Genomic DNA, 14,083 nt, shown 5'->3' on the forward strand with positions numbered 1-14,083 from the left:
ATTTGACAAAAAAATAAGACTGAAATATCAGTCTTTATGCGGGATTGAGGGGTATGATGAACTAAGATTTATGAGGCTAGACTGTCAAACTTCCGGGATATGGCGTAGATATCGATGGAAACGCAGTGGATATGCCGGTTGTGAATATGCCTGTGGGAGTGGATGGCCCTGCAGTAAGGGCAACAATAAAGGTTTATCCTAATGATCCATGTCCATGTGGCTCCGGTAAGAAGTTTAAAAAATGCTGTGGAAAAAATAAATAATTGGAGATGAGAAGAAGATTGCCGCAGCGTAATTTTATACTACGAGGCTAATAGACAACAGAACTTACTGGTGTTACTATACGATATAGAAAGAGATAAGCGGAGCAGATAAGAGCTCCCGGAAAGGAAGAGAAAGAGACATGACAACAATGAATCGCAATTATTGCCTGTATAGCGAAAGCTATGAATCATCACTCCAGAGCAAATCAGAGTGGATGTTTAATTTCATGCGCTCATTTAAGGATAGGCAAATGCGAGAAAATGTTGTTTTAGGCAGGGACCGGATGGAATAATCCGGAGTAGAAGCTTATAGATAAACATGTTTGCGTACCGCTTACCTTAGATGAAAAGGCAAGCGGTTTTTCTTTTGCCTCAAAATATGCAGAGTTGGCTCAATTGGTACAGCATCGGTCTTGAAAACCGACATTCCTCACGGATATCTGGGTTCGAATCCCAGGCTCTGCGCTATAGATTCGTGGTGTAATTGGCAGCACAGCAGTCTCCAAAACTGTTAGTCCGGGTTCAAGTCCTGGCGGGTCTGTTTTGCACGAGTGGCGAAGTTGGTAGACGCACCTGACTTAGGGCTCAAAGCGTCCGGGGGACGCTTGTTCTGAGCCGACCGAAACGGAGTGGAGACAGGCGCGGCATGTGGGTTCGATCTACGTTCCACTTCGGTCGGTGCTAAGCGCACATCCCCTGGATGTGCAGCACCCCACATCGTGTACTTGGCCAGAGGCCAGAAAGGAGTCGGAAATGACACAGAATATTCCAGCGATCGATATGATCGCCACGGGACAGAGAATTACAGATTTAAGAGTGGCAGCCGGTATGTCTGTGAGGGATTTACAGGATGTGTTCGGTTTTGCTACTCCACAGGCGATTTACAAGTGGCAGCACGGAACTGCCATGCCAACACTGGACAATTTAGTCGTATTAGCAGCTGTTTTAGGTGTTGCTATGGACGACATTATCGTAACTGAAGGGGAATGGCTTTATTCACTAAGTGCATGAACTGAATATAGATTGCAGGCGTTAAAGTGCCTGCGTATGGTCCCATAGTCTAATGGTTTAGGACGCTGGCCTTTCACGTCAGAGATACCGGGTTCAAGTCCCGTTGGGATCACTGTGGCTTCTTGGTCTAATTGGTAAGGACGTCAGCCTCTCAAGCTGGAAATGTCGGGTTCGAGTCCCGCAGGAGCTATTATGGGTGGGTATGCCTAGAAGCGAGGGCAAGAGTCTGTAAAACTCCCACATTAGAAACACCGCAGGTGCAATTCCTGCTCCACCCACTTATGTTTGCGTGACCGAGATGGCTTATGGTATCGCTCTGCTAAAGCGAAGCACGGCTAAACTGTGCCGAAGGTTCGAATCCTTCCGCAAACGCTCCGGGTAGGTATGCCTAGTGGCGAAGGCAGGGGTCTGTAAAACCCTGACAAGGAAACACCGTGAGTTCGAGTCTCACCCTGCCCACTTAAGTGTCATCTGATGACACTATACAAATAGGTCCGACAGGGCGATAATACTAACAGAACAAAGATATGGAGCTGCGGGGAGCAGCAGAAAGTTAAGAGGATTTATTGTAAATGTACTACGTAACTATCAACAAGCAATTTAATAACAAACAGTTTATGCAGTTCTGCAAAAATCAGAAGTGCTTTGTTAGTTATGCAAATTGCAAGTTGGTGGAAAGTGGTCCTGGATATGCAAAATGATGGATGATCCGGAGCATTAAGAATAAATGAGGTCATTGAGATCTGTAGCCACTTAGCTTGCAAGAGTTAAGTGGTTTTTTAATGCGAAAAAGGAGAATGGAAGAATGGATTATCCAGTAATTGATATTGAAGGAACAGGAATTAGGATTAGGGAACTGATCAGAGAGAGCGGACATACAGTACCAGAGGTTTCTGAGTACCTGGGAGCAAGCACATCCCTTGTATATAGATATCTGCGAGGGGAAGTGCTTCCAAGCATAGATAGGATTGTAGCGCTTTCAGTTTATCTGGAAGTTCCGATTGATGACATAATTGCAGTCGATTAAGACTGCGCGTTGCGGCATGGGGTAATGGTAGCCCACAGGATTTTGGTTCCGGTAATCTTGGTTCGATTCCAAGTGCCGTAGTTAAGACATGGTAGCCAAGCTGGAAAGGCAGCGGACTGCAACTCCGCCAACGTGGGTTCGAATCCCACCTATGTCTCTTAGGGCTTGTAGCTCAACTGGTAGAGCTGGGGACTGAAAATCCCTGCGAGGTGGTTCGACCCCACCCGGGCCCATTATGCTTCCTTGGCAGAGCGGATATGCACCGGCCTTTTAAGCCGAGAGATGCGGGTTCAACCCCCGTGGGGAGCACTAAGCTGTTGTAGCTCAGTTGGAAGAGCAGCAGACTCTTAATCTGAAGGTCGTGGGTTCGAGCCCCACTAACAGCATTATTGCGGTATAGCTCAATTGGTAGAGCACCTGACTCTGACTCAGGGCGTTGCAGGTTCGAGTCCTGCTACCGTAGTTCTGGACACATAGCTCAATCGGCAGAGCGCCCGGCTGTTAACCGGGAGGTTGTGGGTTCGATCTACGCTCCGCTCCGGTCGTTGCTAAGCAGATGTCCCCCGGACATCTAGCAACCCTCTGTGTCCGCTATTCCAGGATAGCGTGGGAGGTAGAGCATCCGCTTCATACGCGGAAGGTTATGAGATCATGGCCCATTCCTGGGACCCTTTTCCTATAGAGGTGCTTTGTAGATTAGCTATCCAATTTATCAACCACGAGTTTATATACAATGAGATAAATCTCCAATAAAATAAAAATAGAGGAGGCAATATCGATGGATGATGGATATAGAAAAGTAATGGAGATCCTAGAAGCAAATAGATTTAGACACATGTTGGAGCCTTTGGGTTACACTGTGTCTTGGGAAGAACCTGACAGGGTAAAAGGACTTGACCTTGAAGCTACAAAGAATAGAGTGTGCAATCTGATTAAAACAAAGGGATTAAAAGATAAGACCATTGCTGATAAATTGGGTATTACTCCGCAGGCTGTTAATAAATGGCGACATAAAGGATCTTTTTTTGTGATTGAAAACCTTTATATTCTCAGCGGCCTTCTGGGTGTAAGTGTTGATAATCTTTTAGTCCCTGTAGCCGTAAAGAAATGGGAAGTTTTGATTGAGAAAAGATGAGAGCCCTAATGTTAGTGAAGCAATGAATCAGTTTGGAATAATCGGAGTTTTGAAATGAGCAGAGTACTTGTGATTCCTGATGTACATTTAAAGCCATGGATTTTTGATATGGCTGATAGAGTTGATGAGAACAGCTACGATGACATTGTAATTCTCGGAGATTTGGTAGATGATTGGGGAAAGGGAAATGATTTAGACGCATATAACGAGACTTTGGACAGGGCTGCTGAATTTGGAAAAGAGCATGACCTTTCATTTTGGTGCTATGGCAACCACGATGTATCCTATCTTTGGGATGCCATGGAATCGGGGTATTCTGTCCAGGCAAGGATAACTGCTATTGAAGGTATTACCAGACTGGAGCGTGTTATTGAAGAACGTTATAGATTTGTCCATAAAATTGATGATGTGCTGTTCAGTCATGCCGGCCTTACGGAGAGTTTTGTCTTTCAGACGTGTGGATATCATATGAAAGAGATTGATGATATCCTTGCAAGGATTAACCGTATGGGTAAGCAGGAACTGTGGAGGGATAATTCACCGATTTGGGCAAGACCTCAGGCTGATTTCTACCGAATGTTCAGGGATGATCTCTTTTACCAGGTTGTGGGACATACACCTGTAGAGGAACCACTTGACCTTGGAGGAGTACTGACGCTGGATCTTTTTTCAACATACTCAAATGGGGATCCGTATGGTAACCAGAAGTTGTATATTGTGGATACTGCAACCCGGAAATATGAAGAAGCATAATTTTTTTGCAGATTTAGAAAAAGTGCTTTACAAGTCATAATACAGGTGCTAATCTGAATACGTAGGAAGTGCCTGTCCTATTTATTTTGATGCAATCATCAACATAAATATGCGGTCGCTTCCTTTTTTGTTAAATTAAAACAGAAATACTACGAAAGGTAAGGTTTTAAGCTTTCAATGAGAAATATGATGTTTACAAATTTCACAGCCATAGAAACTACAGCATATGATTGCACGATCGATATGCTTAGTACTCGTGCGCTCGATTTGGCGACATCACGCGGCAAAAAAGGTATAGAAAGAAATAGAAGGATAGATTATAAAGTCCGATGTTAGACTGATACCAGGCACATTGGAATAATAATCAGGGTTTTAGGATCTATCCGTGAAAGTGGGTAGGTCCTTTTTTAATATAAAAAATGATGGGCGGTAGTTCAATGGTGAGAACCGGTGTCTTATATGCATCTAACCTGAGTTCGATTCTCAGTCGCCCTATTAGGGAATAGTTAGCAGGCACTTCTTATTCCTGAAAAACTTAATACTTTAGCAGAAGTCTACAGGCACGGACTTCTGCACCGCGGGTCTTGGGACTGCATGGGGTGGTCGCCTGCTTTGCAAGCAGGATATTCAGGTGGGTTCAATTCCCACAAGATCAATTTAAGCTTTCGCCTTCCTAGCTCAACTGGCTAGAGCATCTGCCTTGTAAGCAGAGGGTTCAGGGTTCGAGTCCCTGGGTAGGCTTTTGGCTCTATAGTATAAAGGCTATTATGCCGGACTGTCTATCCGGAGATCAGAGTTCGATTCTCTGTAGAGTCGTTTATATTGCGGGATAGTCTGGAGATGGTTCCAGCCCAGCCTCATAAGCTGTGCAACGCAGGTTCGAATCCTGCTCCCGCGACTAAGCTATAGAAAACTTGCAGGTTTCAGCTTCATGTTTTATCAACCACGAGTTAACTGACAGTCAGTATGTATAGGGATATCATTTAATTAAATGGATTGTGCGCCGTAACATTAATCCGGAGGTGGTGTGAAAATCAGATGGTGTCCACCTATCGGGCGTCGCCGTAACAGTCGGATTTACAAGATTTGGGAAAATAAGTATAGCAGGGAGAGATGATAGAAATGCGTTTTGATGAGATGGACAAAAAGATGCGTGTTTACGAGCAGTCCTTAGATCAGGTATTGCTTCCAGATATTTATATGGTGGCAAGGCTTGATGGCAGAGGCTTTACAAGACTTACTAAGGAAGTCTGTCATTTTGAAGCACCATTTGATGAAAAGTTTAGAGATATGATGGTGAAAACAACAAAAACTCTCATGGATTGCGGATTCAGAGTGGTATACGCCTATACAGAAAGCGATGAGATTTCATTATTGTTTGCGGCAGATGAAGATGCATTCGGCAGAAAAGTGCGCAAGTATAATTCAACACTTGCTGCTGAAGCAAGCGCAGTCTTTTCGCTTGAACTTGGGATGGCGGCAACATTTGACTGTAGAATGGTGCCTCTTCCAAATGCGGAGAGAGTTGAGGATTACTTCAGATGGCGTCAGGAAGATGCTAACAGGAATGCGCTAAATTCACATTGTTACTGGATGCTCCGAAAGGATGGCACACCAGTTCATAAAGCTACGTCAGAGTTGAAAGGAAAAGGGGTTGCGTATAAAAATGAGCTGCTTTTCAGCGGAGGAATCAACTATGATAAGTTGCCCTCATGGCAGAAACGAGGCGTAGGCATGTGGATAGAAGAGTATGGAAAAGAAGGATTTAATCCGCTTACTGGTGAAACAAAGATGACAACACGTAAAAGAATACATGTAGATTACGAACTGCCGTTAGGTGATGAATATGGCAGCTTTATTCGGAAATTTACTTAAGGAGGATGAAAAGAAAAATGAGAAAATTAGCATCAATACAGAAGATAAAGGAAGTCTTTCCAATACCCGATGCAGACAGACTGGAACTTGTTCAGGTTCTTGGATGGAAGTGTGTCGGAGGAAAGGGAGAATTTCATGTGGGAGATCTGGTGGTCTATTTCGAGATAGATTCCTTTCTCCCTGTATGTGAGGAGTTTGAATTCCTGAGAAAGAGTTCCTACAGAAGTAATGATTTTATGGGTGAAGGATTCAGATTAAAGACTATGAAGTTCAGGGGAGAGATATCCCAGGGATTATGCCTTGGGATTGATAAGCTCTCAAAGCTTCAGGGGATGAGTCTTGAAGAAGGAATGGATGTGACGGAAATCCTTGGGGTTCGCGAGTGGGAAATGCCAGAAAGGGCAGGATCAGGAGGAACCATGATAGGTGATCGGCCCGGATATATACCTAAGACTGATGAGACAAGGATACAGTCAGCGCCGGAGCTGCTTAATGAGTTTAAGGGGCTGCCTTATTACATAACAACCAAGATGGATGGTTCAAGTCATTCCATAGGTGTAAGGGATGGAGAAATTTCTTTTACCGGCCATAACTTCACTTATAAGGATGACGGAAAGTCAGCGTTTGTGGAGCATGTAAAAACAGCAGGTATTACAGAAAAGATGAAGACATATGCAGAGGAACATGGACTGAGCTCTTTGGTTCTCCAGGGAGAATGGTGCGGGGAAGGAATACAGAAGAACAGACTTAGGCTTAAGAAGCCAGAGTGGTTTGTATTTACGGCAAGAGCTGATGATAAGAGAACTGACCTGGCAACGCTTAAGGAAATCTGCAGATATGTCGGATGTCAGATGGTTCCGGTGGAAGAGGAAGGCGATGATCTCTTAGCAAAGTATCCTAATGAGGCGGCTCTATTAGCAAGGGCAGAAGGTGTTGGATACAATGGGACAATAAGAGAGGGAATAGTAATAAGGCCTGTTACGCCTGTTCACTCTTATACACTTAGCGGACCTTTATCAATGAAAGTGATAAACAACAAGTATCTAATGAAAAATGATGAGTGATCATAGACGGGAGGCAGCATGATATCAACTTTATATGAACCATTCAGGCACTGGTCAGAAAATGGATCTGTTTATATCCTGTCTGATACGCATTTTAAAGATTCTGATTGTAAACTCATGGATCCTGACTGGATAGAACCAGATGAACAGGTTAATATCCTGAATTCTGTGATCATGAAAAATGACACATTTGTCTGCTTGGGAGATGTTGGAAGTCCTGAATATATAAAGAAGCTCAGGGTCAGAAAGAAGATACTGCTTCTTGGAAACCATGACAGAAGGGGAGATTACAAGGGACTGTTTGATGAGATATATTCCGGTCCACTATTTATAGCAGACAAGATTCTTTTGTCACATGAGCCGGTATATGGACTTCCGTGGTGTCTAAACATTCATGGTCATGACCATAGTAACATGGAGATGTACAAGGAAGGCTGCAAGCATTTAAACCTTGCAGCCAATGTATGCGGATATAGTCCGGTCAATCTTGGAAAACTGATAAAAGACGGGATTCTATCTGATATCGACAGTATACACAGGATCACGATTGACCATGCAGTGGAGAAGAGAGAAAAGAAGTGGATTAGTAAAGAAACACAGCAATGAAATCGAAGATATTAGAGTTTATAGAAAATAATACAGATAGCTGGGAAGAAAAGCTGAATAAAAGGCTCATTAGGATAAGTCGTAATGGTGATTTGGCTTGCTTTAAGTATATGGCAGAAGCTGATTTCTCAGATCCACTGGTATGTGAAGCAAGAGGAATCATGATCGATGTGGTTCAGCTTTCTGTGGTCTGCTGGCCGTTTGATAAGTTTTTTAATGTACAGGAACAGTATGCTGCAAATATCGACTGGAATAGCGCCAGGGTGCTGGAAAAAATAGATGGCTCTATGATAAAGCTTTTCTGGTACAAAGGTGCATGGAGATTTGCAACAAGCTCAACCTGCGATGCAGGAAATGCTCCTGTTCCGGGATATAAGGATCTGAGTTATGCAGATATCATTAACAAGGCAGAGAATATAGCGGAGATACCATTTGATAAGCTGAATAAGGATTACACATACGTTTTTGAATTGGTATCTCCATTTACTCAGGTTGTCATCAGATATGATGTGATTCTTTTATTCTTTCTTGCAGCAAGGAATAACAAGACCGGTGAAGAGGCTGATAATGAACTGCCAGAATTCAAAAAGCCTGAAAGCTATCTGCTTACTACACTTAAAGATTGCATGGAGGCTGCAGATAATCTGAATGACGGAGAAAATATTGAAAAAGAAGGCTTTGTGGTAGTGGATGCGAAACATAACAGGGTAAAGATAAAATCACCTGCTTATGTAGCAATGCACAGTATGGCTACTAACAGAGTGTTTACTGCAAAAAGGATGGCGGAGCTTTTCTGCAGCGGAGAAGATTTTTCCAAGCTGGCAAAGGACTTCCCGGAAGATGCACATATAATCAAGTATTATGACTGGCAGTTTGCAGAACTTAAGGCTAGGGCCGAGGATATGATGCTATATGCAAGGCACCTATATGAAGAATACGATCATGACAGAAAAGCAGTTGCAATGATGATTAAAGACTCTCCATATGCATGGGCAGGGTTTAAGGCGATCGGTAACGAGAAAGATATCAATGACATAATGAAAATGGTTGTTCCTTCCAGTGCAGAGAAATTAATATCAGAGTACTCGTACGCCAATAATTAACTTTAGGAGGAAAAATGGGACGAGATGAGAATGTTATTATCTTCAGAAACACAGAGAAGATGTGCAATGAGAACAGCAGGCTTAAAGAATCTATAAGGAAGGCGAGAGATGGTCAGAAACTGATTCTGGCTGGAGAGCCATTGCCCTCTTTTGACAGAAGTAGATATACAGACAGGGTCAGCCTTACTGTATCTAAGAAAAGAACTTTGGAGGCTGCGGCAGCTTATAAAGACATGAGAGTTGTTGTTCATAATTTCGCTTCTGCCACAAATCCTGGTGGAGGTGTAATTAAAGGGTCTACAGCACAGGAAGAATGCCTGTGCAGATGCTCTGCTTTGTATGAAATGCTTAATACGAAGGAAATGTGGGCTGGTTTCTATAATCCGCATAGAGCTGCTTCTGATCCGGTTCATAATGATGACATAATATATACTCCGGGAGTTGTAGTGTTTAAGACAGATACGTCAGCTCCTGTTACCATGCCTGAATCGGAGTGGTATGAAGTAGATGTGATCACTTGTGCGGCGCCAAATCTAAGAGATAATCCCAGCAATCCATATAACCAGAATGATGGAATGAGAAAAGTGAAAATTTCAGATAAAGAGCTACTGGAGATTCATGAGAAGAGGCTGAGACGTATATTGGATGTTGCTGTATATAATGATGACGAAGTAGTTGTACTGGGAGCTTTTGGATGTGGAGCATTTCAAAACAAACCTGAGGTTGTTGCAAGGGCTGCAGCGAATGTTATAGGAGATTATCTGAATGCATTTAGGATTATTGAATTTGCAGTATATTGCAGTCCCAGAGATTTAAGGAATTATGATGTGTTTAAGAGAGTGATCCATTAGAGAGCTAATGACATGAAGAAACTGATACATAGACTTTATATATAGGAGTAGATGCTGATGATTTATTTTACGGCAGACATGCACTTTGGACATAAAGCAATTATAAGAATGCAGAATAGACCATTTGAATCTGTGGAAGAGATGGATAGGGTGCTTTTGCAGAACTATAATTCTATTGTCCGGAAGGAAGATACAGTTTATATATTGGGGGACATCTGCCATCATATGAGTATTGAAGAAGCGGATGCTCTGATTAAGAAACTTAACGGCAAGAAGTATCTCATCAAAGGTAATCATGATAGGAATTATGATCCAAGGCTGTTTGTTGATATATTGGATTTTTTAAAGATATCAATTGATGGAAATCATTTTTCGCTTATGCATTATCCTATGCTTTCATGGCCCAAGAAAGGGAGTGGAGGATATCAGTTACATGGACATATCCATGCACGTATGGGTTATAACGAAGCTAACAGAGCAGATGGTCAGAGAAGATATGATGTAGGTGTTGATGCAAACAATTTCTTCCCTGTTTCAACAAGGCAGATTGTGAGTTTCTTTGAAGCTTACCGGCGGGGCGAGGATTGTTAAGAAAATACACAGATGAACCTGAAAGCATTATGCCGAAGGAGTGAATTTGATACATGTTATGACAGGAGAGCTTGATATTTAAATCAGGCTCTTTTTTTGAAAAGCATCTGAATTTATCAACCACGAGTCGAATGACATGTGTCCGGCTATTACTTATCATAAATAGTAACATGATAGAAAAGAGGAGCAGCGGATGAATGACAGAGAAGAATTGATACAGGAACTGATGAAAAACCCCATAGGAAAAGATGAAACTTTTTATTTCAAATGCAGGCAGTGTGGTGAATGCTGCAAAAATCGAGTTGATATACTGCTATCACCATTTGATCTATGTCGCATGGCAAAAGCTTTAGGCAAGCATCTTCATGAAGTGCTTTATGAATATGGAAACCTTTATGTCGGAGGGACAAGTAAAGTTCCGCTAGTTTCCCTGAATATGCGCAGGGATAATGGGAAATGTCCGTTCCTGATGGAAGACAATCGTTGCAGGATACATAACCATAAGCCGACAGCTTGTGCATTATATCCTTTAGGCCGTGGGGCAACAGGAGATATAGAGGGCAAGAGGAAAATCTTTTATATCTTACAGCCTACAGATTGCGGAGAATATTATGAGGCACATACACCACGTGAATGGTTGGACGAATTTGAACTTGAAGAAAGTGAGCAATGGTTTTCTGTTTGGCAGGGAATAGTCATGGAAATATCTGAGCGCATAAGGACTGTCCTTCCTAAAATGCCGGGAAGAAGTGGCGATGAATTGTTGATGGGGATTGCACAGATTTTGTATCTGCGTTACAAACTGGAACAACCTTTGATTCCACAGGTAAAAGAAAATGCAATACTGGTCGGAAAAATGATAACAATGGTCGAAGGCACTTTAGCTAATGCTACAGGGCGGATGTAGGCGATAACAGTATAGAGTAAATATCGGTAAAAAATATGATATTACCGATATTTACTTGAATTAATTCTATGTACAGAGTATATTTAAGTAATAGTAGGAATAAAAACATTTTTTACCGAGGATTACTTAAAATGATTCTGTCATATGAAGAAGCAATAAAAGAATACGGCTCAGATTATAAACTCAAGAAGGCCATAGATTCAGGTGTAGTTTTTAAAATTGAAAATGGGATATATTCAAGTCGAAAGTACAATAATGAGCTGGAAGTTATATTAAAAAAATATCCAAAAGCCATACTTGCAGGAGAATATGCTTTCTATATTCACGGTCTTACAGATGTGATACCAGAGAAATATTCTCTCGCGACATCTTCCAAAGCGGCCCGGATTACAGATAAGAGAGTGGAGCAGCTATATGTGCGTCAGGATCTTTTACCGCTTGGAGTACAGGAAATAGAAAAGAATGGAGCTGCTATAAGGGTATATGACAAAGAACGCATGCTCATCGAACTTCTTCGGAATAAGAATTCTATGCCTTATGATATCTATAAAGAGATTCTGTTAAATTATAGGGGAATAATTGGGGACCTTGAAATATGGCGGATCCAGGAGTATGCCGAAAAATTCCCTAAAAGCAAAATGATTTCCAAAGCCCTGGATGAGGAGGTAATGTAAATTGGATATAAATGAAATGATAGATATGTACATGGAAGATGGCCTGACAAGAGAACTTGCCGCAGCTAGGGTCTGTCAGGATGTTGTTTTGAAGGCTATATCGATTGGACCGCTAAACAGGAATGTTACTATAAAAGGTGGCGTTGTCATGCGTAGTATTACTAACAATAACAGGCGGGCAACACGTGACATAGATCTGGACTTTATCCATTATTCTATTTCTGATGAATCTATAAGACTGTTTGTAGAGAAATTAAACTGCATAGATGGGCTCAATATTGCAATCACCGGCGATATCAAAGAACTAAAACATCAGGATTATCATGGGAAAAGTATAGAAGTATTGATCACTGATGAATCCGGAAACAGCATCAGCAGCAAGATCGACATTGGGGTACATAAGGATCTGGACGTCGAACAGGAAGAGTACTGCTTTGATGTTTGTATGGATGAAAACGGGGCGAGCCTGTTGAAAAACACAGTTGAACAGTCTTTTACAGAGAAATTGCGTTCTCTTCTGATATTTGGCAGCAATAGTCGAAGATACAAGGATATTTACGACATGTATTATCAAAAGACAGTTGCTAAAAGAGATAAGCTTTTAAATTTGATTGACCACTATATATTTTCAGACTCTGGAATGAGAGAAAACACGATGGGAGAAATTATTACTCGAGTGTCGAATACATTTAAAGATAAACAATATTTGAAAAGAGTTGATAGCTCCAGGCAACGCTGGGTGGATGACGATATAAACGAAATAGCAGATGCCATTGTAAAATATCTGTCTGACCTTAATGTTTTGTAATAATCGATGAATAGTTTTAAATCATGATGGCAGCTCATTACTTATTGGACGATAACATGGTTGATGTTACTATAAAAGAAAAATGTTATTGAAAAGAAGAAATAATAAGAGAGCATCAGTTTACGAGTGTAAATGCACTTGTGGCTGGTGCTTTTTCTTTTGTCCTTTTGTTCGAAAATCTCGAACCCAAAGTTCTATTTCTAAGAGAACGTATTATTCCGTCACGTTCCGTAGAATTACATATGTAAGCAAGAGGTACAGCTTAGCCGGCTAACCTGACCTCCGGGTTTCAAACAGGAGGTGCGATATGAGCATTACAGAAGATGAACTTGTTGATTCTTATGGAACAGGCAATGCGAAAGAAAGATTTGATCTGATCTACGAGAACTACTCTGTGTTCCCGCAGCTGGTTGATTGTTTTGAAATTGGGCTGTTCAACACAATCCTTAATGAGAAGGAATACAACAGAAGAGCCAAGAACAGTGCTGATCTCGGAGTAAGAGTCCAGACAAGCAATAAAAGCGATCCTACAGCAAAGATGGCTGTTGAGAGGGTGATGATTCGCGAGGCAATTGAGCGGTGTGATACGGATGGCGGGATCCTCAAGGACACGGATAATCCTGAAAAACATAAAAAGGATATATGGACGATAGCCATGATGCGCAGGGAATACGAAGTGTTTGATTCATTTCTGAATGCGCTCAAAGGTGATGAGTATCAGATTACTTACAAGTATATCCACAAGGACTTATCTGTAGCCAAGATCGGCGAGGAGAGAAACAGGACTGAAAAAACTATCCGCAACAAATTATGTGAAACCAGAAAAAAATTGGAAAAAAGGATCATCCCTTTCTTCAGGGAAGCAATATAAGGAGGCTAAGGCAATGGCATACAAGAGAAAAGAACCGGAAAACATGGAGAACTTACTTGGGGGCAGCAAGAAGAAATTTGTGAAGTATGAAGAGGGAGCTGCAATGTTCTCCATGGGGCTCCATTCATTCATGGATCTGGCAAAAGAAGCAAAGGCTGTTTACCGCATCAGACGGATTGTGTTGGTGAATACAGAAATCATAGAAGACTATCTGGAGAATTTTAGGGACCTGTAAATGGAGCAGGACGGAGTATAAACCTGGAAACAGTTTTCATTTTTTCCTAAATTGATTAAATGTGGGGCGTTTAATATAATATTTTCAAGAGGTTTTGAAAGGAGCGATATCATGGCAGGACATGGAAGACCACCGGTGGAAGAGCCGAGAGATATAAAGGTCGGGTTCCGCGTTACGGAAAAAGAAAGAGATCGCCTGCTTGCATATTGCGAGAAGATGAATCTCACTCAAGCCCAGGTTTTTAAGGAAGCGCTTGAGCTTCTTTATAAGACCAAGCCATAAATGAAAGCTGTTTCTTCTTAATATTAA

Annotated in this window: 17 protein-coding genes, 18 tRNA genes and 1 pseudogene; all 36 read left to right on the top strand. The window is 41.8% G+C overall.

Annotated elements, in window-relative coordinates:
* On the top strand, window positions 1-202 hold a 202-nt coding region (locus BMW61_RS22310; protein ID WP_207650205.1), incomplete at its 5' end, for a hypothetical protein.
* A pseudogene (locus BMW61_RS22975) lies at window positions 168-263 on the top strand (SEC-C metal-binding domain-containing protein); the annotation flags it as partial. The gene BMW61_RS22310 and the pseudogene BMW61_RS22975, both read left to right, overlap by 35 nt.
* Before the next feature lie 381 nt (window positions 264-644).
* Window positions 645-728, top strand: a tRNA-Ser gene (locus tag BMW61_RS18900).
* A gap of 4 nt (window positions 729-732) precedes the next feature.
* A tRNA-Trp gene (locus BMW61_RS18905) sits at window positions 733-804 on the top strand.
* 212 nt (window positions 805-1,016) lie between these two features.
* Complete coding sequence (locus tag BMW61_RS18910) at window positions 1,017-1,274, top strand: helix-turn-helix domain-containing protein (RefSeq protein ID WP_242876820.1); 258 nt, start codon at window positions 1,017-1,019, stop codon at window positions 1,272-1,274.
* Window positions 1,275-1,312: 38 nt separating this feature from the next.
* Window positions 1,313-1,386 (top strand) — tRNA-Glu (locus BMW61_RS18915).
* Between the two features lie 4 nt (window positions 1,387-1,390).
* Window positions 1,391-1,464 (top strand) — tRNA-Glu (locus tag BMW61_RS18920).
* Window positions 1,465-1,468: 4 nt separating this feature from the next.
* Window positions 1,469-1,552 (top strand) — tRNA-Tyr (locus BMW61_RS22155).
* Window positions 1,553-1,557: 5 nt separating this feature from the next.
* Window positions 1,558-1,646, top strand: a tRNA-Ser gene (locus BMW61_RS18925).
* A 4-nt stretch (window positions 1,647-1,650) separates the two neighbouring features.
* A tRNA-Tyr gene (locus tag BMW61_RS18930) sits at window positions 1,651-1,733 on the top strand.
* A 346-nt stretch (window positions 1,734-2,079) separates the two neighbouring features.
* The gene (locus tag BMW61_RS18935) at window positions 2,080-2,301 is read left to right on the top strand and encodes a helix-turn-helix domain-containing protein (protein ID WP_027206587.1); all 222 of its coding nucleotides are present in this window, start codon (window positions 2,080-2,082) and stop codon (window positions 2,299-2,301) included.
* A 10-nt stretch (window positions 2,302-2,311) separates the two neighbouring features.
* Window positions 2,312-2,382 (top strand) — tRNA-Gln (locus tag BMW61_RS18940).
* 4 nt (window positions 2,383-2,386) lie between these two features.
* Window positions 2,387-2,458: transfer RNA gene (locus tag BMW61_RS18945), tRNA-Cys, on the top strand.
* A gap of 4 nt (window positions 2,459-2,462) precedes the next feature.
* A tRNA-Phe gene (locus BMW61_RS18950) sits at window positions 2,463-2,534 on the top strand.
* A 4-nt stretch (window positions 2,535-2,538) separates the two neighbouring features.
* A tRNA-Lys gene (locus BMW61_RS18955) sits at window positions 2,539-2,610 on the top strand.
* Between the two features lie 4 nt (window positions 2,611-2,614).
* Window positions 2,615-2,687 (top strand) — tRNA-Lys (locus BMW61_RS18960).
* A gap of 4 nt (window positions 2,688-2,691) precedes the next feature.
* Window positions 2,692-2,764, top strand: a tRNA-Gln gene (locus tag BMW61_RS18965).
* 4 nt (window positions 2,765-2,768) lie between these two features.
* Window positions 2,769-2,892, top strand: a tRNA-Asn gene (locus tag BMW61_RS22160).
* Between the two features lie 187 nt (window positions 2,893-3,079).
* Complete coding sequence (locus BMW61_RS18970; protein ID WP_091825234.1) at window positions 3,080-3,436, top strand: helix-turn-helix domain-containing protein; 357 nt, start codon at window positions 3,080-3,082, stop codon at window positions 3,434-3,436.
* Window positions 3,437-3,490: 54 nt separating this feature from the next.
* Complete coding sequence (locus BMW61_RS18975) at window positions 3,491-4,189, top strand: metallophosphoesterase (RefSeq protein WP_091825237.1); 699 nt, start codon at window positions 3,491-3,493, stop codon at window positions 4,187-4,189.
* A 424-nt stretch (window positions 4,190-4,613) separates the two neighbouring features.
* Window positions 4,614-4,684 (top strand) — tRNA-Ile (locus BMW61_RS18980).
* A gap of 83 nt (window positions 4,685-4,767) precedes the next feature.
* A tRNA-Ala gene (locus BMW61_RS22165) sits at window positions 4,768-4,845 on the top strand.
* An 11-nt stretch (window positions 4,846-4,856) separates the two neighbouring features.
* Window positions 4,857-4,930 (top strand) — tRNA-Thr (locus tag BMW61_RS18985).
* An 82-nt stretch (window positions 4,931-5,012) separates the two neighbouring features.
* A tRNA-OTHER gene (locus tag BMW61_RS18990) sits at window positions 5,013-5,087 on the top strand.
* A 215-nt stretch (window positions 5,088-5,302) separates the two neighbouring features.
* Window positions 5,303-6,064 carry a tRNA(His) guanylyltransferase Thg1 family protein gene (locus BMW61_RS18995; protein WP_242876821.1) on the top strand — a complete coding sequence of 254 codons (762 nt, stop codon included), beginning with the start codon at window positions 5,303-5,305 and terminating at the stop codon, window positions 6,062-6,064.
* A gap of 17 nt (window positions 6,065-6,081) precedes the next feature.
* Entirely contained in the window at window positions 6,082-7,128 is a 1,047-nt protein-coding gene (locus BMW61_RS19000) for an RNA ligase (ATP) (protein WP_091825239.1), read from the top strand.
* An 18-nt stretch (window positions 7,129-7,146) separates the two neighbouring features.
* Window positions 7,147-7,734 (top strand): metallophosphoesterase, encoded by a 588-nt coding sequence (locus tag BMW61_RS19005; protein WP_091825242.1) that lies wholly within the window; start codon window positions 7,147-7,149, stop codon window positions 7,732-7,734.
* The gene (locus tag BMW61_RS19010) at window positions 7,731-8,837 is read left to right on the top strand and encodes an RNA ligase (RefSeq protein WP_091825245.1); all 1,107 of its coding nucleotides are present in this window, start codon (window positions 7,731-7,733) and stop codon (window positions 8,835-8,837) included. Before BMW61_RS19005 ends, BMW61_RS19010 begins: the two co-directional genes overlap by 4 nt.
* Before the next feature lie 14 nt (window positions 8,838-8,851).
* On the top strand, window positions 8,852-9,688 hold the full coding sequence (locus BMW61_RS19015; RefSeq protein WP_091825247.1) for a TIGR02452 family protein: 837 nt from the start codon (window positions 8,852-8,854) through the stop codon (window positions 9,686-9,688).
* A 57-nt stretch (window positions 9,689-9,745) separates the two neighbouring features.
* Window positions 9,746-10,279 (top strand): metallophosphoesterase, encoded by a 534-nt coding sequence (locus BMW61_RS19020; protein WP_091825250.1) that lies wholly within the window; start codon window positions 9,746-9,748, stop codon window positions 10,277-10,279.
* A 193-nt stretch (window positions 10,280-10,472) separates the two neighbouring features.
* Complete coding sequence (locus tag BMW61_RS19025; protein WP_091825253.1) at window positions 10,473-11,186, top strand: YkgJ family cysteine cluster protein; 714 nt, start codon at window positions 10,473-10,475, stop codon at window positions 11,184-11,186.
* Between the two features lie 68 nt (window positions 11,187-11,254).
* Window positions 11,255-11,860, top strand: coding sequence for a type IV toxin-antitoxin system AbiEi family antitoxin domain-containing protein (locus tag BMW61_RS19030; protein ID WP_139176461.1), 606 nt, complete (start codon window positions 11,255-11,257; stop codon window positions 11,858-11,860).
* A 1-nt stretch (window position 11,861) separates the two neighbouring features.
* A complete protein-coding gene (locus BMW61_RS19035) occupies window positions 11,862-12,668 on the top strand; it encodes a nucleotidyl transferase AbiEii/AbiGii toxin family protein (protein WP_026513636.1) in 807 nt (268 codons plus the stop codon).
* Window positions 12,669-12,975: 307 nt separating this feature from the next.
* Window positions 12,976-13,539, top strand: coding sequence for a hypothetical protein (locus tag BMW61_RS19040; RefSeq protein WP_091825259.1), 564 nt, complete (start codon window positions 12,976-12,978; stop codon window positions 13,537-13,539).
* 13 nt (window positions 13,540-13,552) lie between these two features.
* Window positions 13,553-13,774, top strand: a complete 222-nt coding sequence (locus tag BMW61_RS19045; protein ID WP_091825261.1) for a DUF6462 family protein — start codon at window positions 13,553-13,555, stop codon at window positions 13,772-13,774.
* Window positions 13,775-13,885: 111 nt separating this feature from the next.
* Window positions 13,886-14,056 (top strand): CopG family transcriptional regulator, encoded by a 171-nt coding sequence (locus tag BMW61_RS21675; RefSeq protein WP_139176463.1) that lies wholly within the window; start codon window positions 13,886-13,888, stop codon window positions 14,054-14,056.
* The last annotated feature ends 27 nt before the right edge of the window (window positions 14,057-14,083 follow it).

The organism is Butyrivibrio sp. ob235 (genome assembly GCF_900109475.1).
GTDB lineage: Bacteria > Bacillota > Clostridia > Lachnospirales > Lachnospiraceae > Butyrivibrio.